At 33.8% G+C, this 23,683-nt stretch carries 26 protein-coding genes; 4 read left to right on the top strand and 22 right to left on the bottom strand.

Annotated elements, in window-relative coordinates:
- Positions 1-76: 76 nt before the first annotated feature.
- The 4 genes from NLJ82_RS10935 to NLJ82_RS10920 form a co-directional block, all read right to left on the bottom strand.
- Complete coding sequence (locus NLJ82_RS10935; RefSeq protein ID WP_000694639.1) at positions 77-718, bottom strand: response regulator; 642 nt, start codon at positions 716-718, stop codon at positions 77-79.
- A 14-nt stretch (positions 719-732) separates the two neighbouring features.
- Positions 733-1,851: a two-component system sensor histidine kinase CasK gene (casK, locus tag NLJ82_RS10930; RefSeq protein ID WP_001008447.1), complete on the bottom strand. Its 1,119-nt coding sequence runs from the start codon at positions 1,849-1,851 to the stop codon at positions 733-735.
- A gap of 156 nt (positions 1,852-2,007) precedes the next feature.
- The gene (locus NLJ82_RS10925; protein ID WP_000055416.1) at positions 2,008-2,901 is read right to left on the bottom strand and encodes a mechanosensitive ion channel family protein; all 894 of its coding nucleotides are present in this window, start codon (positions 2,899-2,901) and stop codon (positions 2,008-2,010) included.
- Between the two features lie 323 nt (positions 2,902-3,224).
- On the bottom strand, positions 3,225-3,662 hold the full coding sequence (locus tag NLJ82_RS10920; protein WP_001245059.1) for an Hsp20/alpha crystallin family protein: 438 nt from the start codon (positions 3,660-3,662) through the stop codon (positions 3,225-3,227).
- A gap of 225 nt (positions 3,663-3,887) precedes the next feature.
- On the opposite strand from NLJ82_RS10920, the gene NLJ82_RS10915 reads away from it, so the two are divergent.
- The gene (locus NLJ82_RS10915) at positions 3,888-4,337 is read left to right on the top strand and encodes an NUDIX hydrolase (protein ID WP_000540503.1); all 450 of its coding nucleotides are present in this window, start codon (positions 3,888-3,890) and stop codon (positions 4,335-4,337) included.
- A gap of 36 nt (positions 4,338-4,373) precedes the next feature.
- On the opposite strand, the gene NLJ82_RS10910 is transcribed toward NLJ82_RS10915, so the two are convergent.
- The 8 genes from NLJ82_RS10910 to asnB all read right to left on the bottom strand — a co-directional run bounded on the left by NLJ82_RS10910 (position 4,374) and on the right by asnB (position 11,781).
- On the bottom strand, positions 4,374-4,922 hold the full coding sequence (locus tag NLJ82_RS10910) for a cysteine hydrolase family protein (RefSeq protein ID WP_000816773.1): 549 nt from the start codon (positions 4,920-4,922) through the stop codon (positions 4,374-4,376).
- A 431-nt stretch (positions 4,923-5,353) separates the two neighbouring features.
- Complete coding sequence (locus NLJ82_RS10905) at positions 5,354-5,842, bottom strand: hypothetical protein (RefSeq protein ID WP_000713486.1); 489 nt, start codon at positions 5,840-5,842, stop codon at positions 5,354-5,356.
- A 260-nt stretch (positions 5,843-6,102) separates the two neighbouring features.
- Positions 6,103-6,750 (bottom strand): nitroreductase family protein, encoded by a 648-nt coding sequence (locus tag NLJ82_RS10900; protein WP_001105294.1) that lies wholly within the window; start codon positions 6,748-6,750, stop codon positions 6,103-6,105.
- Between the two features lie 98 nt (positions 6,751-6,848).
- Positions 6,849-7,724, bottom strand: a complete 876-nt coding sequence (gene dat, locus NLJ82_RS10895; protein ID WP_000648393.1) for a D-amino-acid transaminase — start codon at positions 7,722-7,724, stop codon at positions 6,849-6,851.
- A gap of 131 nt (positions 7,725-7,855) precedes the next feature.
- Complete coding sequence (locus tag NLJ82_RS10890; RefSeq protein WP_000124631.1) at positions 7,856-8,818, bottom strand: ABC transporter substrate-binding protein; 963 nt, start codon at positions 8,816-8,818, stop codon at positions 7,856-7,858.
- A gap of 230 nt (positions 8,819-9,048) precedes the next feature.
- Positions 9,049-9,378, bottom strand: a complete 330-nt coding sequence (locus NLJ82_RS10885; protein WP_000200473.1) for a hypothetical protein — start codon at positions 9,376-9,378, stop codon at positions 9,049-9,051.
- A 48-nt stretch (positions 9,379-9,426) separates the two neighbouring features.
- Positions 9,427-9,786, bottom strand: a complete 360-nt coding sequence (locus NLJ82_RS10880) for a GNAT family N-acetyltransferase (RefSeq protein ID WP_000627508.1) — start codon at positions 9,784-9,786, stop codon at positions 9,427-9,429.
- Positions 9,787-9,879: 93 nt separating this feature from the next.
- Complete coding sequence (gene asnB, locus NLJ82_RS10875; protein ID WP_000333816.1) at positions 9,880-11,781, bottom strand: asparagine synthase (glutamine-hydrolyzing); 1,902 nt, start codon at positions 11,779-11,781, stop codon at positions 9,880-9,882.
- Positions 11,782-11,998: 217 nt separating this feature from the next.
- Between asnB and NLJ82_RS10870 the strand changes: the two genes are divergently transcribed.
- On the top strand, positions 11,999-12,463 hold the full coding sequence (locus NLJ82_RS10870; protein WP_001288083.1) for an Hsp20/alpha crystallin family protein: 465 nt from the start codon (positions 11,999-12,001) through the stop codon (positions 12,461-12,463).
- A gap of 39 nt (positions 12,464-12,502) precedes the next feature.
- On the opposite strand, the gene NLJ82_RS10865 is transcribed toward NLJ82_RS10870, so the two are convergent.
- Positions 12,503-13,090, bottom strand: a complete 588-nt coding sequence (locus NLJ82_RS10865; protein ID WP_000833338.1) for an SCO family protein — start codon at positions 13,088-13,090, stop codon at positions 12,503-12,505.
- Positions 13,091-13,425: 335 nt separating this feature from the next.
- On the opposite strand from NLJ82_RS10865, the gene NLJ82_RS10860 reads away from it, so the two are divergent.
- Positions 13,426-14,400, top strand: a complete 975-nt coding sequence (locus NLJ82_RS10860) for an MBL fold metallo-hydrolase (protein WP_001129619.1) — start codon at positions 13,426-13,428, stop codon at positions 14,398-14,400.
- A 181-nt stretch (positions 14,401-14,581) separates the two neighbouring features.
- Here NLJ82_RS10860 and NLJ82_RS10855 read toward each other — a convergent pair whose 3' ends face one another.
- The 4 genes from NLJ82_RS10855 to NLJ82_RS10840 form a co-directional block, all read right to left on the bottom strand.
- Entirely contained in the window at positions 14,582-15,424 is an 843-nt protein-coding gene (locus tag NLJ82_RS10855) for a DegV family protein (protein ID WP_003266758.1), read from the bottom strand.
- 152 nt (positions 15,425-15,576) lie between these two features.
- Complete coding sequence (locus NLJ82_RS10850) at positions 15,577-15,828, bottom strand: DUF2535 family protein (protein ID WP_000629015.1); 252 nt, start codon at positions 15,826-15,828, stop codon at positions 15,577-15,579.
- Positions 15,829-16,321: 493 nt separating this feature from the next.
- Positions 16,322-17,065 carry a twin-arginine translocase subunit TatC gene (tatC, locus tag NLJ82_RS10845; protein WP_000390139.1) on the bottom strand — a complete coding sequence of 248 codons (744 nt, stop codon included), beginning with the start codon at positions 17,063-17,065 and terminating at the stop codon, positions 16,322-16,324.
- A 42-nt stretch (positions 17,066-17,107) separates the two neighbouring features.
- On the bottom strand, positions 17,108-17,293 hold the full coding sequence (locus tag NLJ82_RS10840) for a twin-arginine translocase TatA/TatE family subunit (protein WP_000492443.1): 186 nt from the start codon (positions 17,291-17,293) through the stop codon (positions 17,108-17,110).
- A 363-nt stretch (positions 17,294-17,656) separates the two neighbouring features.
- Between NLJ82_RS10840 and trhA the strand changes: the two genes are divergently transcribed.
- A complete protein-coding gene (gene trhA / locus NLJ82_RS10835; protein ID WP_000136884.1) occupies positions 17,657-18,313 on the top strand; it encodes a PAQR family membrane homeostasis protein TrhA in 657 nt (218 codons plus the stop codon).
- A gap of 41 nt (positions 18,314-18,354) precedes the next feature.
- Here trhA and NLJ82_RS10830 read toward each other — a convergent pair whose 3' ends face one another.
- The 5 genes from NLJ82_RS10830 to NLJ82_RS10810 form a co-directional block, all read right to left on the bottom strand.
- Entirely contained in the window at positions 18,355-19,074 is a 720-nt protein-coding gene (locus NLJ82_RS10830) for a lysophospholipid acyltransferase family protein (protein WP_000616589.1), read from the bottom strand.
- 111 nt (positions 19,075-19,185) lie between these two features.
- Entirely contained in the window at positions 19,186-19,821 is a 636-nt protein-coding gene (locus NLJ82_RS10825; RefSeq protein WP_000170021.1) for an FMN-dependent NADH-azoreductase, read from the bottom strand.
- A 242-nt stretch (positions 19,822-20,063) separates the two neighbouring features.
- Positions 20,064-22,049 carry a penicillin-binding protein 3 gene (gene pbpC, locus NLJ82_RS10820; RefSeq protein ID WP_001227207.1) on the bottom strand — a complete coding sequence of 662 codons (1,986 nt, stop codon included), beginning with the start codon at positions 22,047-22,049 and terminating at the stop codon, positions 20,064-20,066.
- A gap of 155 nt (positions 22,050-22,204) precedes the next feature.
- The gene (locus NLJ82_RS10815) at positions 22,205-22,693 is read right to left on the bottom strand and encodes a dihydrofolate reductase (protein WP_000637198.1); all 489 of its coding nucleotides are present in this window, start codon (positions 22,691-22,693) and stop codon (positions 22,205-22,207) included.
- Between the two features lie 19 nt (positions 22,694-22,712).
- Positions 22,713-23,669 (bottom strand): thymidylate synthase, encoded by a 957-nt coding sequence (locus NLJ82_RS10810; RefSeq protein WP_000679601.1) that lies wholly within the window; start codon positions 23,667-23,669, stop codon positions 22,713-22,715.
- Between the last annotated feature and the right edge of the window lie 14 nt (positions 23,670-23,683).

Raw genomic sequence — 23,683 nt, 5'->3', positions numbered from 1 at the left:
AGAAGAAAAACCTTTATTAGACTTAACTATAACATTTTAATTGCTCCTATGTATTCTGTCATACTATGCGAAACATTTATTCATACTTATTATTTTCCCCATGTTTCACTGCATACAATGCAGCTTGCGTACGATCATCTACTTCTAATTTAGCTAAAACATTTGAAACATGTGTTTTTACAGTTTGTTCTGTAATATGAAGCACTGCTGCAATTTCTTTATTACTTCGCCCTTTCGCAATTTCACGAAGTACTTCTTGTTCTCTTTTCGTTAACATAGAAAAAGGGTTTTCTTTCTTGACTACTGATCGTCCTAATAGTGCTGGTGTTACTTTCGGATGAAAATTCGTATTTCCTTCATGTACTGCAATAATAGAAGCTACAAGTTGCTCAGGTTGTACTTCTTTTAATTGATAACCATCTGCTCCGGCTTCAAGTGCTGGTAAAACATAATCTTGCTCTGAAAAACTGCTTAATATGAGTATCTTTATCGTTTCATCATATTGTTTTATTTGTTTTGTTGCTTCGATGCCATCCATCTTCGGCATTGATAGATCCATTAATACTACATCTGGCCTTTTTGTTTGGACGAATGTTAACGCATCTTCTCCATTTTCTGCTTCCCCAACAATTTCAAATTCTTCTCTCGTTTTCAAAAAGAATACAAGTCCTCTTCGAACGATATGATGATCCTCAACTAGTAGTAATTTAATTTTCAACCTTCTTCTCCCCTTCAAACTGGCAATTGAATTTCAATTTTCGTACCCTTTTTCAGCTCCGTTTTTATTTGAAATGATCCCCTCATTAACTGAATACGTTCCTTCATACTTTTTAAACCGAGTGCTGACTCTCTTACTTGCTCTTGTATAAATCCTATTCCGTTATCCTCTATGTAAAAATACAACTGGTTATCTTCTATTTTTAAAAGAACATGTACCTTTTCACATGAAGCATGTTTCTTACAATTATGTATCGCTTCTTGACTAATACGCCATAAAACTTCTTCTATTTCATCACCAATTGAAACCATTCCATCAATTCGAACTTCCACGTGAATCCCTAACAACTTTCCGTAATTTTTAATTGCTTCAGCTAACCCTTTCTCTAATCCTTCCGGTCTTAATTGCCAAATCAAAAGTGTCATCTCTTGTAATGCTTCTTGTGATAATTCTCCAATATAGCTCAACATCTCTTGCAAGTCTCTATCTTGCGTCATATTTAGCGTACCTTTTGCGGTTAACATGATAGAAAATAACAATTGTTTTACTGAATCATGTAAATCACGTGCAAGTCGATTTCGTTCAGCTACTACTACATATTTACGTTTTTTTTCCACTAGCTGAATACGTTGGATTGTCGTCCCTATTTGAAATGCAATTGATTCTAATAATGCTAATTCTTCCTCTGAAAAATGTGTTTTTTGAGGCGCGGCCACATTTAAGAGACCAAACTTCTCCGACCCGGACCTTAATGGAATTGTCGCATGGTGCGTAACATCTTCGGTATCTCCCCAATTACACTCAATCGCATCCTCTATTCGCTTACATTCAATAATATTTGTCGCTTTTTCCAATCTGCCATTTACAAAACGCTCTACACACCAGCAATCTCCTTCACACATCGGCTTCTTCTCTTGCCACGTAAGAGCTGGCGGTAAGTTTTGATCTACAAGCATACGGTGTTTTCCACTTTCATCAATAAAAAAGATCCAGCCTGTTTGTAAATTCATAACTTGTAACAAAGTATGTAACACTTTTTCTAACATGTCTTGTAAATTTGTTGCTTCATTTAATAATTCAGCAATTGCTTTTAATGCCTCTAAACGATGCATCTCTTTTTCTTCAAAGTTCATTTTCATCACCATCTACCATTATAACATTAAGAAATTTCTAAATTCTACAAATTAAAAAGAACTGAATTCCTTCAGCTCTTTTTTATATCAATCATTTTATTATTATTTTTCTATCCAATGTTGAAAGCAGCACTTCCGTTACCAAACTATTCTACTTTAGCTATCCGATAAAGATTGTCCACCTTGGCTATGCTGTAAACTTTCAGTAGTAACAAGCATATTTGCTGCTGGCATTTGCACTTGATTCTTATGGAACATAGACATTAATTCAAATCTTACTTGTCTAGAAGTTTCAAAATAATCTTCTGGCTTTATTAAACCTGTAATACAAAATTCATATCCAACGTATTTCAGATTCGGGTTTAAATCTGTAACACCTACATATTTAAAAGGTTCAACAGCTTCATCCTCTACTTTATAAAGACTTGTGGTCAACTTTTCATTACAATTCACACAAACTTCTTCTAACAATTCCTTAACTCTTGTAGGATCTTCCTGATAACTTACCGTAATCCGTTCAATTACGCGCATCCATCCTTTATTAAAATTTTGTATCGTTCGAATCTCTCCATGTGGTATCGTAAGAAGTTTTCCAGACCATTCACGAATTTGCATAAAACGAATACTAATTTCCTCAATCGTTCCTGAGTTTGTTCCGTTAAACGTAACAAAATCGCCAACACGAAACTCTTTGTCCGCTAATCTCGCAAAGCCTAATATAACATCTTTCAGCATCTGTTGTGCAGCAAAACCGATAACAACCCCTGCTATCCCTGCACCTGCAATGATACCTTTTATATCTACAAATTGACTAATTAAATATATAATTAGACTGATGATAATGATATATCTAAAAATAGATCGAATCACACTTTGAATCGTTTGCTCTACCTCTTCATCAAAAAAGCTTGATTTCCTAAAAAACCAATCAATAATGCGGTTTATTACAAAAGAAATAATGATTAGAACGAAAGCAAATAGTAAAAATCTTAAAAGCAAAAACTCCCTTACATAATTAAAAAATTCTTCAGTATACGTTAATAAACTCATCTAACCACTTCCTTACTAATTAAAAAATTCATAATCGTCTCAGTTTATTCTAGGAAAATCTATTATCCTAATCTAAAATGCCACTACCCTTACTATGTATTTTGACTTTATTACTAATTCAGTTTATATAGTATGTCTAGATGTTCTTTTCCTTTTCCTTTTCCTTTTCCTTTTCCTTTCCCTTTAAATATACCCTTTTTAATAACCTAAGGGGGAGCAAATCTTGAAATTTTTTTATACGTTAAAACTTTATTCATCTCATTATGATTTCAACTCATTTATTCATTAACTACGTAAAAAAAGAGCTGAATTTATCAGCTCTTTTATTCGATATTAATTGTTGTCTTACTACTTTTTTCTTCTTTCAATTTTGGCAATTCAATTGTCAGTACGCCATCTTTATAATTTGCTTTAACATTTTCTTCCTCAACTTGTTTAAAATTAAAGCGTCGAGTTACAGAACCTATAGAACGTTCTTTACGAATATATATGCCATTCTCATTTTTTTCTTCTACTTCATTATGATTAGTTGCTTGAATCGTTAATACATCTTGTTCAAATTCAACTTGAATGTTTTCTTTTTGAAAACCTGGTAAATCTGCTTTCACTGTATATTTATCAGATTGTTCATGAACATCTACTTTAAAAGTATCCATGTTCATCGGTTTAAAGAAAGCATCTGTCATCCCCTCTAATAAAGAAGGCCCAAAATCAAAAATACCATTTTGACGTTTTGTTATTTCTGGAAATAAATTACGCATATTTTTTCCTCCTTATTGTTTATGAATGAAAGATTATCTCTTTCTGTCTTTATTATAACATTTGGTCAAAAAAGGTCAAAGATTTTATTTGACCTTTTTTGATGTATATTTTACCAAATAACACAAATAAGTTATATGTCATCTCTCCCCTTATAAAGAGGAATATATTTACATAATAACGAATAGTTTATTTGCTTTTATTTTTTCTTACGGAGGTTACATACAATGGGATATATTGAAGAACTTAGAGAAGTTGTCGGATCAAGACCACTCAATCTAGCAGGAGTTGCTGTAGCTGTTTTCAATGAACAAGGACAAATATTACTTCAGCAAAGGCAAAATGGTATTTGGGGTGTTCCTGGTGGATTCGTTGAACTTGGTGAATCCACAGAAGAAGCTGGGAGACGAGAAGTGCTCGAAGAAACAGGGATTGAAATAGGAACCTTACAATTAATAAGCGTATTTTCTGGAAAAGAATTTTTTGTAAAATTACCGAACGGTGATGAATTTTACCCTATAACTATTGCCTACCTTTGCAAAAACATTACAGGCGGTACGTTAAAAGCTGATGGAATTGAATCATTACATGTACAATTTTTTGATATAAATGCGTTACCAGAAAAAATAAGCCCGTTCATAAAAAAACTAATCGAGCAAAATGTCGTTTCTATTTAAACGTAAAAAAGAGACCTTTTTTAAAGGTCTCTTTTTTCACTTCACTTCTGCGTTTAAACAAGATTTAAAATGTCCAAGTGCATATTCATGCCCTTGCGCATTGAAAGATGCAACCGCCTTTTCAAAAACTACAATTTTAAATCCTTTATTATAAGCATCTACTGCTGTGTGAAGAACACAAATATCAGTGCAAACACCTACAAGATGAACTTCTTCTATTCCTCTTTCTCGTAACTTCATCTCTAGGTCTGTTCCTGCAAATGCACTATATCGTGTTTTATCCATATAATATACATTCTCTGCATTTTTATATGTTTCATACACATCTTGTAATTCACCAAATAACTCTCTTCCATTTGTACCGGCTATGTTATGAGGCGGGAATAACTTTGATTCAGGATGATATACATCATTTTCTTCATGTATATCGATGGCAAAGACTACGTAATCTCCATTTTCAATATATTGCTTCGTTAAATGGACAATTTCCTTCTCAATTTCTTGTCCTGGTTTTCCGCATGTTAAAGCACCTTTCTCAGCTACAAAATCATATGTATAATCAATATTTATAAGAGCTCGTTTCATTACTATCTCTCCTTCTCCTGTTTCACAGTAAACAATAGAAAATTTGTTATTACGACATCGTATGTACTATTCGACATTTCAAATAAAATACCTACATTTTTCTTCTGAAACTTACCTTAGTCCGAGTTTATCATATAATAGAGAAACAATGGTAAAACAAATAGCTCCTTTTAATAAGTCATGAATTTGATCCTTGAGCGTAACTTGCATAACCTCTTGTATCATAAACCAAATTACTGCCATCCTCATACTAATCAAGACGATATGAATACACCGATTCACATCTTCAACCTTTTTTCTATCATAGTAGTAACAAGTGATTTCTTTCTATTTAATTGTATTAGAAAACGAAACAAGTGATTCACTATTGTACATTCTAGTCCAAACAAAAAAGCACACTACTTTTTTGAGTAATGTACTTTTTATCCTTATTAAGACGCAGGTTTTGTCTCAAATGTCGCTTGATTAAAACTAATAACCTTTCCTTTTGGGTCATTGTTTTCATACTGAACTGCAGTAATCGTATGACTACCTGTTTCAAGCGCCTTTTCTTTTAATTGTACTGTTGTCTGTGTTGTACTAGTTACTTGATGTTTATCTGCAAATACTTGATCTACAAATACGAATGTTTCTTTATCATTTTGAAAATTAGAAAGCTCTAATTCAACGTGTTGAATTAAAGTATCCTTTTTGATGAATACGGTTGGTATATTGCCATTGTCAGAAGTACCATCTGGAGTAATAACTTTCACTTTTCCTTCTCCAATTGGCATTACGCCTTCAGGAAATACAACTATATTCTCATTACTTGCGTTTACGACTTGTTCTTCAGGCTTTGATTGTGCACCCTCTTTTTCCTTTGGAGCACCGCAACCAACTAATAACAATACAGACAATCCAGTGATTATGAATTTTTTCAAAATTCATCCCCCCTGTCATTTCATTATAATTTATTATACAAAAATAACTTTTAAATTTTAAGACTACTTTCAACACTTTCATGAACAACTAGAACCTTGCTCACGATTAATGTATCATACTTTCCTTAATAGAACATTAATTTTTTTTATGAAATAAATAGTAATTCCCTCTTATCTATCATTTTAGCCTAACAGATTAATTACATACCTATCCAAAATAAAAAGACATTGTTTCATTCAATGTCTTTTTATTTTCAGCTTTAAAAAACAAATGTTGTAATCTCATCCACTTCTTTTCTTGGAAGTTTCTTCGGCTTATCCTTCGGAAAACCGAGTGAAATAACCATATTTATTTGTTTTTCAGGCTCAATTTGTAAATATCGTCGTAGTTCATCTTGAGCTAATAATACCGGTCCTGTCATTGGGCATGTACCAAGCCCCTTCGCATGTGCAGCCAACATTAAGTTTTGTGCCGCTAAACAGCTACTCTTAATTCCTTCTTCTTCCCAAACTGAATCTGGAACAAAAGCAATTGGATCAAATATTTTTTCACGAAACTTTGATTCATATGGCGTTGCCAAACATACGATTAATACTGGTGCCTCCGAGAAAGCTGTTGCATATGGTCCGAAAGAACGTGTAAGTAATTTTCCTGCTTTCTCTTCTCCGCTTTCTGCCGCTTTTGCCGCAAGTTTATGTAATGCATCCCATGTCATTTGTTCAATTTCTTTAATTTTTTCTCGGTTCATAATGACCAAGAACTCCCAAGTTTGTGAGTTCGTATCACTCGGTGCATAACGAGCACAATCAATAATTTCTTTTATATCACTAGTGGCTACTTCTTGTTCTGTGAACTTTCTAACACTTCGTCTACCGTGAATTACTTCTTTAAAATCTTCATAATTCATACATTAAATCCCCTTTTTACAGCGTTTTCAAATCTTGTCCTATGCTTAAATTATATCATGAAAAAAAGCTGGAAGAATACCAGCTTTTTTCTTTAATATTAGTTCGTAACTTTAAACAAACGAATACTTTCTCCATATGCAACTTGGAGTTTCTTTGTAATCGGTCCTCTTTCGCCGTTTCCGAACTGCTCGTCACCAATTTGAACGACTGGGAATATTTCAAGTGGTGTCGCTGTGAAGAAGCACTCATCGGCCTCATACACTTCTTGAAGTGAAAATTCCCTTTCTTCCACTTCAATATGTAACTCTTTCGCTAATGTAATAACATAGTGACGTGTAATGCCGTGCAGAATGAAATTGTCAGCCGGATGTGTAATCAATTTATTATTTTTCACCATAAAGAAATTTGAATGACACCCTTCCGTTACAATTCCATCTCGTACTAATATCGCTTCTTGATAGCCTTGTTCGTTTATTTTATTTTTAATCATAATATTAGGTAGCAGGTTTAAGGATTTTATATGACAGAACTTCCAGCGTATATCCTCTTCTACAGTAACTTTTATTCCTCGTTCCATAGCAGCAATTGGTCGTGGAAAAGAAACAATGTTTGCAAAATATGTTGGTTGCATATTTGACTCATATACATGATTACGTGCTTGAGCACCTCTTGATATTTGCAAATATACATTACCATCTTCTTGAAATTGATTTTCTTCAATCATTTGATATAACTCTTCTACTAACTCTTCCTTAGTAAACGGTGGAATTAGTTTTATTTCTTCCATGGAACGAAAGAATCGTTCTAAATGTAAATCTAATAAATGTGGTTTCCCATCATATAGTCTGAATACCTCATATATACCATCACCAAATTGAAAGCCTCTCTCCTCTAATGGAATCATTGGCTGTTCTTCCTTCGTATTTACAATTCTTCCGTTAAATACAATCCAATCTTTATGAGTAGCTTTCATTTATTCCCACTCCTTTATTTCATGATTGTTTTAATTGTACAACTTATGCACGCCCAAAAGAAGGGATTTTCTGTATTTTCCCAAACAAAAAAGTGCATCACCTATTTTAAGTGATGCATTCGTTAATTTACTTACTTCAGAAAATATTTTTCAATATCATCTAACATAAGGTTTGCAGCTACAATACCACCTGCTGTATTCCATATTACTTCATCTACTTGGAATACTTTATTATCTTTAGAAGCCTGCAGTTGTTTAAATAGTGGATCTTCTGTCCATTCTTTTGCTAATGTGTTTCCTTCATTATTCTTATCCGCGTCTTTATCAGATGTGAAATAGAATAAGTAGTCCCCATCCATATTCGGAATTTGCTCTTTTGTAATTCCTTTAATTGCAAATTCATCTTTATCTTGTAATGGTGGTCGTTTAAATCCAATATCATTTAATACAACACCTGAGAATGAATTTTTTTGATAAATACGAACATCACCAGGGACGAAGCGAATAATGGAAACTTTAGAATTAATTTTATCACCTAATTGTCCTTTTATTGCTGCAATACGCTTTTTATAATCATTAAGAGCATTTTGCCCTTCTTTTTCTTTATTTACAGCTTTTGTATAAAGTGTAAAGTTTTCTTTCCAATCACCACGTAATGTTTCAGCATATACTGTTGGCGCGATTTCTTTTAACTGCCCATATATTTTTTCGTGACGCATTTTGTTTCCGATGATTAAATCCGGCTGAAGCTTCATTACTGCTTCTAAATTAATGTCACGCTCAGTTCCTACTACTTTCGTATTTTTTAACTCTTTCGCTAAATGAGGATACCATTCATCACCAGCTCGTGGTTTCGTCGTTCCAACCGGCGTTACTCCAACAGATAAAAGTGCCTCAGCCCCCTCATTTGTTAAAACAACAACTCTTTTTGGCGTACCATTCACTGTCGTTTCGCCCATTGCATGTTTTATCGTATACGAATCTTTTGCTTTAGCTGATGTCTCATTTTCTTTCTTCTCTTCTTTACTACACCCTGCGATTATGATCATTAGTAGCATAACGCAAAATATAAGTATATTTTTAGTGCGTGCCATAAGTCCTCCTAGTTGAAATTGATTATCATTTACTTTTTAAAGATTAATGTATATATCATACATTGTCAATAGATATATCAGAAAACTTTTTCAATATATATAATTTAGACCTCATTTTTATTCAAACTATTTTTATATTTATTTGCTACTTACATTTTTTATTCGTAACATGTGAAACATAAATGGACATAAGAAAGTAATTGTAAATCCAGTTAATACAAAAAACCGCCTTATGTAAGGCGGTTTCTATCATTTTGTTTTAACCAATTTAAAATAAATATATACGATTGATAGTGAATATAACGTATGCAAAATAAAAGAAATAAAAGGGCTATTCCAGTGGTACTATACAGCAAACCAAACTTCAAAAAAATATTTAACAGCGGTGGAAAGTTCGTTATGTTTTGTAATGTAAGTAGCATACAAAACAAAAGGAAAAACACTGGAGCATATTGTAATTCATACGGCTTTCTCTTCTTATTCATTCTTTTTTGAATAAGCATATGGCTTAGCTCCGCTACTAAAAAACACCCTCCAATTAATACAAGACCTGAAGTCATCGTCATACATCCACCTGCCTTATATTTATCCCGCATAACTACTCATCACTATATTTTCTTCACATATATTCCATCTCCCTCATTAAACCCAAAGCTCTCTATAAATGATTTTGCTTGTTCTGTTAATTCCGTTTGTACTACCTTTATCTCTTTCACATTTCTTTCTTTCATCATTGTTTCAAATGTAAAATACGCATTTGTTCCATAACCGTAACTTTGATAATCAAAGTGAATAATTAACTGAGATAAAACCGCAGTCTCCCCTTGAACACGATAATCTATTACACCAATATATGTATCATCGACTTTCACACAATACTGTACCTGTTTCTCACTTAAACTATGTGAGTGAAACATTTCTTTAACAACGCTTTCATTTTCTACAGTTACTTTTTCAAACGTAATCATATGTTGTCCATCCTTTTACTATTATTGTATCAATCATACGTCCTATTTATGAAAAAAACCTTAAGACCGTATGCGATCTTAAGGTTTTTCTAATTAAACTAAGCTATACGCACGTTTCGTTTCTTCGTGGAACTTATTCGTATCGTATTTATGCTCAACATAAATTTGATGCCATACCATAAACGCAAGTACAGTCCAAATTTTACGGCTATAATCGCCTTTATCTGCACAATGTGCTTCCAGTAAGTTTAATACATACTGTTTGTCGATTAAATGCTCTGTCTTACTCTCGTTTATAATATTGATAGCCCAATCATGCATTTCGTCTTTTAACCAGTGACGAATTGGTACTGGGAATCCAAGTTTTTTACGATCTAATACGTGATCTGGAACGATTCCGCGTGCTGCTTCACGTAAAATAGCTTTCGTAGTTCCGTTAGCAATCTTAAATTCAGTTGGAATTTTAGATGCAACATCGAATACTTCTTTATCTAAGAACGGTACACGAAGTTCTAATGAGTTCGCCATTGTCATTTTATCAGCTTTTAATAAAATGTCACCGCGTAACCAAGTGAACATGTCAATGTATTGCATTTTACTTACATCATCATAATCTTTAATCTCGTTATACAATGGTTTCGTGATATCCATATAGTTAACACTTTCATTGTAATACTTCATTAATTCAGCTTTCTCTTCTTCACGGAAGATTTTCGCGTTTCCATAGTAACGCTCTTCAATTGGCGTACATCCACGCTCTAGGAAGCTCTTTCCTTTAAAGCCTTCTTTAAGAGCACCACTTAATGCTTTTAGAACGCTCTTACCTGGGCTAGGAATGTAAGAGAACATTTTCAGTGAGTTTGGCTCACGGTAAATGTTATAACCACCAAATAGCTCGTCTGCCCCTTCACCTGAAAGAACAACTGTTACATGTTTACGTGCTTCTTTAGCAACGAAGTACAACGGTACAGCTGCTGGATCAGCTAAAGGATCATCCATATGCCAAATGATTTTTGGAAACTCATCCATAAACTCTTTTGCAGAAATGAATACATTATGGTTTTTAACGCCCAATTTCTCAGCAGTTTCTTTCGCAACATCAACTTCACTGAAACCACGTTGCTCAAAACCAACAGAGAATGTTAAAAGATTTGGATTCATTTCTCTTGCGATAGAAGCGATGATAGATGAATCGATACCACCAGATAAGAATGAACCTACTGGTACATCACTGCGCATATGCACTTTTACTGAATCATATAACACATCACGAATTGCTTGGATATGTTCCTCTTTCGTTGCACTTGAAGCATTGAAATAAGGCTTCCAGTAGCGATGGATTTCCATCTCTTTACCAATTTCTTTCACGAAATAATGACCAGGCTCGATTTTATTAACATCAATTGTTAATGTTTCTGGCTCTGGACCATATTGATACGTAAAGTAATGTTGTAGAGACGTTGGATTAACACCTTTATCTTCCATCACATGCATAATACTTTTCTTCTCAGATGCGAAGAATGTAGTATCACCTTGTTGTGCGATGTATAAAGGTTTAATACCGAAGTGATCACGTGCACCGAAAAGTTTCTTCTCTTCACGATCCCAAATCATAAATGCAAACATACCACGAAGGTAGTCTACACATTTTTCTTTCATATGTGCATACAATGCAATGATAACTTCTGTATCAGATTGCGTTGCAAACGTTGCACCTTTTTCAAGTAACATTTCACGTAATTCTACATAGTTGTAAATTTCACCATTAAAAATAATTACATATCGATCATTTTCATAAGTTAGCGGCTGATGTCCTGCCTCTAAGTCAATGATACTTAAACGGCGGAAGCCAAATTGTACATGTTCATCACGAAAATATCCTTCGTCATCTGGACCACGGTGGAAAATCATCGTGTTCATATTTTCAAATTGATGTTTTTCTGTTTCTGAAAACTCTCTAGGGTTTTCACATAAACATCCTACAAAACCACACATACTTCTTACCCTCTTTCAGTTTTCATTCTGTCTCTATACTACTATATCAACCCTATTTATACTAGCATAATCAACTGAATATGGCGACCAAAAACTATAAAAAAATCACTCCATTTCACATTTTTAACATTTTTTTATGAAAACATGAAAACTAGGCACTCACCTTTCTCCGCTTTTGTCATATGATATTGCAAATTGATTTTTAGGAGGGAATATCATGAGTGAAGAAAAAAAAGACTCTTCTCGCCCACCGGTTCGTAATTATTTAAAGCAAATTGATGATTTCTTCGAGCAAACACCACTTCGTAATGTAATCGCTGATTTAAATCATTTTTTCCAAAAAGGAAACCGTTTATTAACATTCCCTGTAGATTTATATGAAGTTGGTGAAGAACTCGTTGTTACAGCTGAACTACCAGGTATACAAAAAGAACAAATTCAAATTGAAATACAAAGTGAATACTTAAAAGTCTCTGTAAAAGAAGAAATACTTGAAGAGGCTGAAGAAGAAACATCTCATAACTATTATCGCCGAGAACGTTCCATTTCAGAAGCATCTAGATTGATTAAATTACCGTACTCCATTAATAAAAAAGCAGCGAAAGCTTCGTATCAAAATGGCGTGTTAGAAATTCGGGCACCCAAACTTCCTCAACAACATGACATTTTATCCATAGACTAATGTAAAAAAAGAAGGGTGCTTTAATCTGCACCCTTCTTTTTATTCTACTAATCGCTTCATATCACGTATAATGTCCTCATACGGCGTATTACTAATACCACTGTACTTTTTCATTACTTTTCCGTTTTGATCAATTAAATAAAATGATGTACCATGCATAACTTGACCATTCTCAGGTTTATCTACAAGTGATTGGAAATTATCTTTTGCAAACTTTGTAATATCTTCTAACGAATAACCCGTTAATAAATTCCAGTTACTAGTATCCTCTGTAAACTTTTGAATGAAAGCCTTCAAATTCTCCGGCTTATCAAGGTCTGGATCTACACTAAACGAAACAAACTGAACGTCTAATTTCTCCTCTTTTGCCATCTTTTGCAGTTTTGCCATATTAGCAGTCATTGGCGGACAAACTGTTTGACAGTTTGTGAACATAAAATCTGCAACCCAAACTTTCCCTTTTAAATCTTTTGTACCAAATGGCTTTCCATCTTGATTTGTAAATTGGAAAGTTTCTAAATCCCAATTCAATGGTTTACGAAGCTTTGAACCTGATCCACTACATCCAGCAAGTACAAAGAGACAAAATACAACCATAAGACCAATTATTTTTTGATAACGCTTCATTTATAAACCTCTTTTCTCTATCCTAAATTTAAATAGGTTATGTTTATCATAACAAAAGTTAACACTACGAGAAAATTGTTTACTACATTTGTTCACGAAATCGTACGAATTTACGTATGTTACTTCTTTATTTCAAGCGAATTACTAGACAAAAGATATTTTTTTACTATTATTTCTCTAAATAGAAGTTGCAAAACTAATTTTGTTGTTACTTTTGTAAATAGATCCCCCTATTTTTTAACAATTCCTTAAACATTCATCCATGTTATACACTGTATTCCTTAACAACATTTCGGTACAATACAATTACAACGATTTTAAATGAGGTGATGTTCATGGCAAAGCGCTATGAAAATATGGATAATGTGAGTACAAAAAAATCAATTCGCTCTTTTATACGCTGGCGTAAAGAACGAAAGCAAAACAAAAAAGATTTTTCTTTCTTAGTAGAACAATCACCCGTTAAACAAAGTGCATTTTTGCAAAGTAATATTGAAAAAACGACTGTCACATGGATTGGGCATTCTACTTTTCTTATCCAAACGAATGGACTTAATATACTAACGGATCCAGTATGGGCCAATAAATTGAAGCTAGTCTCAAGACTTACTGAACCTGGTCTTTCTATACAAGAACTACCTAAAATTGATATTGTCCTCATTTCACATGGTCATTATGATCATTTAGATTTTTCAACACTTCGCCAACTTAATGATGACGTATTATACCTAGTACCCATTGGGCTAAAAAAATTATTTACTCGTAAAAAATTCAATAATGTAGAAGAGTATAAATGGTGGGAAAGTACGACTATTCATGATGTTTCCTTTCACTTCGTACCTGCTCAGCACTGGACGAGAAGATCATTATTTGATATGAACACATCTCACTGGGGTGGATGGATTATTAAAAATGACAATATGGAAGAAACCATTTATTTTTGTGGAGACAGTGGCTATTTCCAAGGTTTCAAAGAAATTGGCAAACGCTTTTCAATTGATGTTGCCCTTATGCCAATTGGAGCTTATGAACCAGAATGGTTTATGAAAATATCTCACGTTTCACCTGAAGAAGCAGTGCAAGCTTATTTAGATTTAAATGCTACACACTTTATACCAATGCATTACGGAGCTTTTGCACTCGCTGATGAAACACCTCGCGAGGCAATAACAAGGCTTCGAAATAATTGGAATTTACGTATGTTACCGTGGGAACAACTGCATGTACTCTTTTTAGGTCAAACTTTCATTTATAATAGCGAAACACATTATAAGAAAGTGAATGAAAAAATTGAAACATTACATGTATAACGTAACTACTGATTTTCTATATTCAACATATAATATAGAAAATCATAAAGGGTGTTTTTTATGAATGAATATTTACAGACTCGCTATATCATTAGCGGGAGTGCCTGTATAGCCCTTCTTATTTCTTACTTTCTATTCACATAAAAAAGCTACTTGAAATAAATTTCAAGTAGCTTTTTTATTACTCTGCTAAATACATAAATCCGATTGCACCCGGACCTGTATGAGTACTAATAATAGGCGTTGTAAAGAAAATTTCTGATTGAGCAAATCCACTTACTTTTTCAACAGCCGCTTTTACATTTTCAGCTAAAGGAATTGCTTTCGCATGCGGAATTGCCACAGCTTTTACAACTTTTCCAGCTGTATCTTCCTCAAATAACTTAGCTAACGTTTTTACAATTTGACCTTGGCTACGCACTTTCGTTACAGGGTTATAAACACCATCTTCAAGGCTAGCAATTGGCTTTATATTAAGTAGCGAACCGATAAACGCTTTTCCTTTACCGATACGCCCACCCTTCACTAAGTTTTCTAATGTATCTACTACTACATATAATCGAGTATTTTTCCTTACTTCATCTACACGTTTTAAAATTTCTTCTAGTGAGCGTCCTTCATTTGCCATTTTCGCAGCTTCAACTACTTGATATGCTAAAGCATGTGTAATAAATTGCGAATCAACAACTGTTACTTTTGTGTCGGTCATTGATGCAGCACTATTTGCAGTTGCCACAGTACCACTCATTCCACTTGTCATATGAATGGAAAGTACTTCACTTCCATCTTCCCCTAACTTGTCATACATTTCTACAAATGTACCCATTGCTGGTTGTGATGTTTTTGGTAGTTCCTCTGATTTAATCATTTCTTCAATAAATTCATCTGGTTGTAGATCAACGCGATCTAAATATGTTTGTCCATTTACAGAGATTGATAATGGTAGAACATGGATGTCATACTTCTCAATTACCTCTTGTGATAAATCTGCCGTTGAATCTGTTACAATTTTAATTTTTTGCATATTATATTCTTCCCTTTCCAATACGCTCTCCTTGTTATTATACTAGTATTCCCATTGCTTTCAACAATTTGAAACGAAATTTCATTAAATTAATTATATTTTTATATCTAAAATGAAAAAGACAGAGCTCTTAACCCTGTCCCCACTCTATATCATGCATTTTTTTCAAGAGTATTTGTTTTATATACATTTAAATAATCATTCCACTTCAAACAATTTTGTAAATATTCACGGAAAGAATACGAAAATCTTGGGTGTTTTTGTTTTTGAATTTTTGCAATAAATAATTGAAGACGAGACTGTATTAGAAACGATAATGGATGCTGCGCTTGTAGGACAGGGATTTCAAATATTTTAATACACTCCCCTGTTGAATGAGTGAAATAAAAACTTTTCGTAATCACAATATCAATCCTCTTTTTCATTGGATTTTTGAACTTCTTCTACTTTACGCTGTAACACGTTGTTTAAAGTGGCGACTCCCATGAATACAAAAGTATCCTTAGACAATCTCTGTAGTCCTTTTGGTTAGAAGATTTATACTCTATTCATCTTCACCTAATCCATCCCCCACCCTAAATTCCTAATAAGATAAGGACTCGTTATCCGTATATTGCTTAATATATTCAGTATAAACTTATAAAAGCGCAAAGTTTGTCTAAATTTTGGAGATTCTATAATTTTTTTCTTCTCTATATTGTATACGTTTATAACTAGAGTATAACAAATAAATAAAGTGAAACTTTAATCAGTGGGGGTTTTCTTCAGCCCCACTGATTATTAGTTGAACCAATCGGACTTTTATGGGCAGTTGATCCCCCACCTAACTTCTTTGCTTTCGCTAAATTTTGAGGTGGGGGTCTTACTGCCCATTAAAGTGGGATAAAAAAAGTGCCTTTATAACGAGGCACTTTTCGACTGAATTTCTTCTTCTCTTTTCTTTTTTCGCTTACTAACAATCTTTGATAAAGCGATACTAATTTCATAAATACAAATAAGCGGTACCGCAACTAAACTATGTGATAAAAAATCTGGCGGTGATATACACGATGCAATGATAATCAATGCTACGTAAGCATACCTTCTTATTTTTATTAGAAATTCCGCCGTCAATAGTCCAATACTCGTTAAAAACATTACTACTACTGGCAATTCAAAAATTACAGCAAATGGAACTGTTAAATTAAGAACAAAATGAAAATACTTTTCTGTCGTAAACATCGTATTAAACATTTCATTACCTATCGTAGTTAAAAAATGAAATAAAAACGGCATTACAACGAAATATCCAAAGCATAAACCTGCAATAAATAATATAGACAATACCGGTATATACATTAACGTCATCTTTTGTTCATTTGGATGTAAACCCGGTTTTACAAATAACCAAATTTGTATAGCAGCAAAAGGAATTGTACAAACGATAGCAAATACTGTAGCAATCGAGAAAAAAATCCACAATACATCACTTGGACCGAGAACAGTTAATTTCATTGGTAAGTCTTTTACAAGCCAAAAATAAATATCCTTCGTAAAAGTAAACCCAACAATTAAAAATAGTACAAAGGATAACACTGTATATATTACTCGTTTGCGAAGCTCAACTATATGTTCTACTACACTCATTTCCCGATCTTCCATCTCGTTCACCACACTTTATTTATCCATTTCGAAGAAATTTCATTACATTTTTTCTTTCTTTTCCTTCTCTTGAAATGCATCATCAGTCAATTCTTTCGTTGATTTTTTAAATTCTTTTAACGTTTCCCCTAAAGCCTTTCCGATTTCCGGCAATTTTTTCGGCCCAAATAAAATAAGTACAGCTACTAAAATTAAAATTAATCCTGGAAAGCCAATATTTGAAAACATTTCTCCATCCCCTTTATTAGTAGATTCCTTGTCCTACTATTGCATAATTTTATTTTGTCAAAAAAGTTTGAAAACGTCAACAAAACCATTACCTTTTGTCAAAAAAATTCAAAAATATAATCAATTATACAAATTTCATTTTCTATTGCTCTTGTGTATGATATGGTAAGGGAAAAGACATATTATTTTATCCCGCTTTAACGGGCAGTAAGAACCACCACCTTAAAATTCAGTGCAAGCAAAGAAGTTACGTGGGGGATGGGCTGCCCGTAAAAGCCCGATTGATTCAACTAATAATCAGTGGGGGGGATGCCCCTCCACTGATTAAAGTTTCACTTTATAATAGTAGAAAGGATTACCATTATGACTGAAAAAATGACACGAATGACCCAATTTGTAAAAGAAGAAATTGCAAATGCAATAACACATGGTATCGGTGCCATTTTAAGCATCCCTGCCTTAATCATATTGATTATTCATGCTTCTAAGCATGGTACCGCATCAGCTGTAGTTGCATTTACTGTTTATGGTGTAAGTATGTTCTTACTGTACTTATTTTCAACGTTGCTACATAGCATTCATCATCCTAAAGTAGAAAAAATATTTACTATTTTAGATCATTCAGCCATTTACTTATTGATTGCTGGCACGTATACTCCTTTTCTACTTATTACACTCCGCGGCCCATTAGGATGGACATTACTTGCTATTATATGGATCCTTGCAATCGGAGGTATCATCTTCAAAATTTTCTTTGTACGTCGCTTTATTAAGGCATCAACGCTATGTTATATCATAATGGGATGGCTCATAATCGTTGCTATTAAACCACTTTATGAAAATCTAACTGGACATGGTTTTTCACTACTTTTAGCAGGTGGTATTTTATATTCTGTAGGAGCTATATTCTTCCTTTGGGAAAAGTTACCGTTCAATCATGCCATTTGGCATCTTTTCGTATTAGGTGGTAGCGCGATGATGTTCTTCTGCGTACTCTTTTACGTCTTACCTACGGCATAATAAAAAAGGTTTCAGCTTTATGTAAGCTGAAACCTTTTTTATTACTTATGTAATTGTGATGCGATAACATCCTGTGTATGCTTCGTTAACTCTTTAATATCCATATTCGCATACTCTTCAGGTGTAATCGGCTTAGAAATTGTTACTGTTGCACGAGCTCGCTTCATACGGTTTCCATTCGCTTCAAACATTTTATATGTCCCATCTAATGTTACAGGTAAGATTGCTACACCAGATTTTACAGCAAGATGAAAACTACCAGCCTTAAACTCTCCAACTTCCCCACCCTTACTTCTCGTTCCTTCAGGGAAAATTACGATAGAATGTCCATTCTTCAATAGTTCAATCCCATCTTTAATCGCTTGAAGTGACTGGCGGCGATCGCTACGATCCATAAATACACAATTCATAAGTTCCATCCAAGTTGGTACAACTGGGAACTTTTTAATCTCTGCCTTTGAAACGAAGCCAATTGGTTTATTTAAATAACCTAGTAAAACAGGAATATCCATATTACTCTGGTGATTACTTACAACTAGTACCGGCTTGTCTTTCGGAACATTTTCAAGTCCTTTAACTTCTACTGTTCCTCCAGCTACACGTACCATTTTCTTACCAAACCAATTTGTCGTTTTGTACACAGCATTATCTTTTTCTTGTGGCGACATCGTATTTACTTGTCTTTTAAGGCGCCACATTCTCGGTGTAATCGCAATTACGATTAAAATTAAATAAAAGATTTTAAAAAACGTTTGAATCATACAGAACCCCCACCTATTATCATTCCGACCTTCATTATACTAGACAAACGAAGGAAAAAGAAGAAAAAATGTCCAAACAACAAGTGCTTGGACATTTTTAAGTATGATATATTAGAAACGTTTTGCTAATTCACGAGCATTAGCAATTGCTGCTTCTTTAATTTCTTGTGCTTTTTCAGGGTTTGCATTCATACCTTCAACTGCAATATATTCAGTATCATTTACACCGACAAATCCTAATACAGTTTTTAAGTGATTGCGTCCGAAGTCTACAGCTGCGTATGCTCCTTCAGAATATACGCCACCTGTTGCTTGAATGTGAAGTGCTTTTTTACCTTCTAATAAGCCAACTGGACCATTTTCAGTATATTTGAATGTTTTACCTGCGATTGCTACGTTGTCTAAGTATGCTTTTACTACTGGTGGGTAGCTAAAGTTCCACATTGGAGTTACAAATACATAACGATCTGCATTCATAAATGTTTCTAAGTTTGTGTTCATTGCTGCAACTTTTTGTTGTTGAGCTTCAGTTAAAGCTTCAAATCCTTCACCTGCTGCAAATTTACCCCAAGCAGCGAATACATCTGCATCGATTGCTGGTACTGTAGTATTGAATAAATCAATTGTTACAACTTCATCTTGTGGATGTTCGTTTTTATAAGCTTCGATGAATGCTTCCCCTACTGCCATTCCGAAAGAACCTTCTGCTGAATTTGGATTTGCTGTAATAAATAGTACTTTTGTCATTGTATTCTCTCCCTTTTCTACATTTTATCTTTAATTTGAGATTTATAATTTGAAAGTAAATAACTTACCTTATGTAAGTATAATACAAAAAGTTTCATTCGATGTCAATAAAAAATAGCTACTTTTTTTTCGTAAGTTAATGATTTATTTTGTTTCCTTAAAATTCAGTATATAGATATTAAGAATTCTTTCATAGAAAAAGGCTAGCTCTACAAATTATAGAGCTAACCTTTTATTACATATTATTTTTGAAATACATGTTTTACTTTTTCAGCTGGAATATTACTTCCGCCTCTACCTTTTACATCTTCAATCATCATAGTAATAACCATATCTGGTGAATTTAAATCAAATGCAGCGAACCAGCCTAGTTCTTTTCCTTCAGCCTCTTTTGATACTTTTAATTCCGCTGTACCTGTTTTTCCAGCAAGAGTCATGCCATCAATTTTAGCAATTTTCCCAGTACCATCTGGATCATTAATTACTTTCGTCATAGCAGTTTTTAATATATCCTGATTGCCTTTTGAAATTACATTCTCTTTCCAAACTTTCGGTTGCTTATCTGTTCTAATAATATATGGGGAAGGTATGTTTCCTTCATTAACAATTGGTGCGTACGTTAATGCTAGATGGAGTGGCGTCATTAATACTTGCCCTTGTCCATAACCTGTGTCTGCCATTTGAATATCATTTTTAATACTATCATTTGCGATTTTAGAAGCTGGGAATCCATATTCAATTGGTAGTTTCTCATCGAATCCGAATTTTTTCGCTTCACTCATAAACTTGTCTTTTCCGATTTTTAAAGCTTCTTGTGCGAAGTAAATATTATCCGAGTATTTCATCGCCTTATCAAAATCAATCGGATTTGCATCTTTTACACGCGTTACATAATAATTACCCCAAGAAGAATCTTTTGTCCATTTTAATCCTTCAATTTTTAACTCTTCTTTTGGATCAATCGTTTTCGTTTCAAGACCAATTGCTGCTGTAATTGGTTTAAATACAGAACCTGGAACTGATAATTGTGTAAATCGATTCGTCATCGGTTTTTTCGGATCATTATTTACCGCATCACGTTGCGCTTTTGACGCCCCTCTTGTAAGGGTATTTGGGTTATAAGCTGGTGTGCTCACAAGTGCAAGTGTTTCTCCAGTCTTTGGATTAATTGCTGCACTTGATCCTACCTCATTTTTCATTTCATTATAAATTTCGCTTTGAACTGCACTGTCAATCGTTAAAGTTACATTTTCTCCATCAACAGCATCTGTTTTTGCTAAATTTTTAATTTCTTTCCCTTGTGCATCTTCTACGAAGACACGACCACCTTTTTTACCGCGTAGCTTTTCTTCCAGTACTTGCTCTAAACCAGCTTTACCTACTGGATCATCTGCTTGATAACCTTTCTTTTGTAACGTTTTTAAATCTTCAGCATTCACTTTTCCAATATAGCCAGTAAGATGTGCGGCTTCTTCTCCTAATGGATATGAGCGAACATTTACTGGCTTTGTTGCAACACCAGGTAAATCTATGTACGTATTTTGTGTTGCTCCTTCAGGCAATATTCCAATTGGTACAAGGTAATTTGGTTTTACCCATTTAGCTGCTAGTTTTTGGTCAATTTCTTCGATAGACATATTTAGTAACTTCGCTACCGTTTCTTTCGTTTGCGGAGCTGCATCCCCTAATTTTTCAGGAATCAATCCGATTTCAGAAGCTTTACCATTTACCGCAAGATATTTACCGTTACGGTCATATATTTCTCCGCGCTTCGGCTCTGTCGTTTGCATACGCACTTTACTATCTTTCGTCATACCTGGGAATATAAAATCAGGAGTCCAATCTATTTTCCAAGATTCTTTATCTCCATCCTTTTCTTTCACCATTTTTGCTTCATGGGCAAAATTGATTTTACCACCAACAGTATCCATACTTACTTTAAAAGGAACAGGACCTTCATCTTTTTTATCTTCTTTTACTTCTCCTGCTTCTACTTTTAAGTCTTTCACTTCAATGCCAGAATAAATTTTTTCATATTTCTCAGTGAACTCTTTCTTTGAAATATCTTTTTTTGCCTTTTCTGATAGTTGATCATACATTTCTGCAAATTTTTGTTTATTCCATGCTTTTGCATATGTATCAAATGCTTCTTGTGGTTTTTCTTCTTTACCGCATCCGACTAACATGAATGTTAAGCAAAGAAAAAGAATCCCCCATATCTTTCTCAATCGATTCTCCTCCTCTTTCTCTCTTAATACTCTTGAAAATTTTAGCATTTTCACATGCTACCTTTCATTATAGCACTATCGAATCTCATCTATAAACCTATATTGATGGATATAAATAAAAAGATTGATGCGAATTTTCACATCAATCTTTTTTACTATTGTTGCTTCTCATATACATGATAATAGTACGTATACGGATTTTTTTCATCCGTTAAACCTTTTTCAACAAAAACTTCTTTCCAATTTGTCATATCCATTTCTGGGAAGAATGTATCTCCTTCAAATGCATGATGGATTTTTGTTATATATAACTTGTCTACGTAAGGTAAAAAGAGATCATAAATTTGTGCTCCGCCAAAAATAAAGATCTCTTCTTCATTTTTGCATAGCTCAAACACTTCTTCTACAGAATGTGCTACTTCACATCCTTCAACATGATACCCTTCATTGCGAGTTACAATAATATTACGTCTTCCAGGCAGTGGTCTACCAATCGCTTCATAGTTCTTTCTTCCCATAATAAGCGGATGACCCATCGTTGTTTTCTTTACATATTGTAATTCACTCGGTAAACGCCAAGGTAAATTATTATCTTTACCAATTACTCTATTCTCGTCCATTGCGACCATAAATGAAACTATCATTTTTTCATCTCCTCTACAATTACACTGCAACCGGTGCTTTAATTGCTGGGTGTGGATCATATCCTTCAATCGTTAAATCTTCCATTTCAAAATCAAACACAGATTTCACACCTGGATTTAATGTAAGTTTTGGGAACGGACGTGGTTCACGCGCCAATTGCTTTTCTACTTGCTCAAAATGATTCGTATAAATGTGGGCATCTCCAATTGTATGAACAAATTCTCCCACTTCAAGTCCGCATTCATGTGCAATTAAATGTGTTAGTAACGAGTAACTTGCAATGTTAAATGGAATTCCAAGGAATATATCACCACTTCTTTGATATAGCTGACAAGAAAGTTTGCCATCTGCTACATAAAATTGGAATAACGTATGACAAGGTGGTAATGCCATACTTGGTACATCTTCAGGATTCCAAGCAGATACAATTAGGCGACGTGAATCTGGCGTTTTTTTTATCATTTCAATTACATCTTTTAATTGATCAAGCGTCTCACCAGCTGTCGTTTTCCAAGCACGCCACTGCTTACCGTATACGTCTCCTAAATAACCATATTTATTTGAGAAATCATCATCTTCTAAAACGTTCTTTTTAAACAATTCCATTTGCTCATCGTACTGAACTTTAAATTCCTCATCTTGTTGTGAGCGAAGACCGAAATCAGTCATGTCAGGACCCGTATACTCGTCACTTTCTACCCAACTCTTAAATGCCCATTCATTCCAAATGTTGTTATTATGCTGCAATAAATAACGAATATTTGTATCGCCTTTCATAAACCAAAGCAATTCACTTGCTACAAGGCGAAATGGCACCCTCTTTGTCGTTAATAAAGGAAAACCTTTACTTAGATCAAAACGCATTTGATAACCAAATACAGATACAGTGCCTGTCCCTGTACGATCTTCTTTCTTCGTACCATGCTCCATTACATGGCGGCATAAATTTAAGTATTCATTTTCAGCATGTTTCATATGTAGAAAAACCT

This window comes from Bacillus paranthracis (genome assembly GCF_024296885.1).
Taxonomy (GTDB): Bacteria; Bacillota; Bacilli; order Bacillales; family Bacillaceae_G; genus Bacillus_A; species Bacillus_A paranthracis.
Note: the sequence above shows the minus strand (reverse complement) of the source record. Positions and strands in the feature narration are given on the sequence as shown.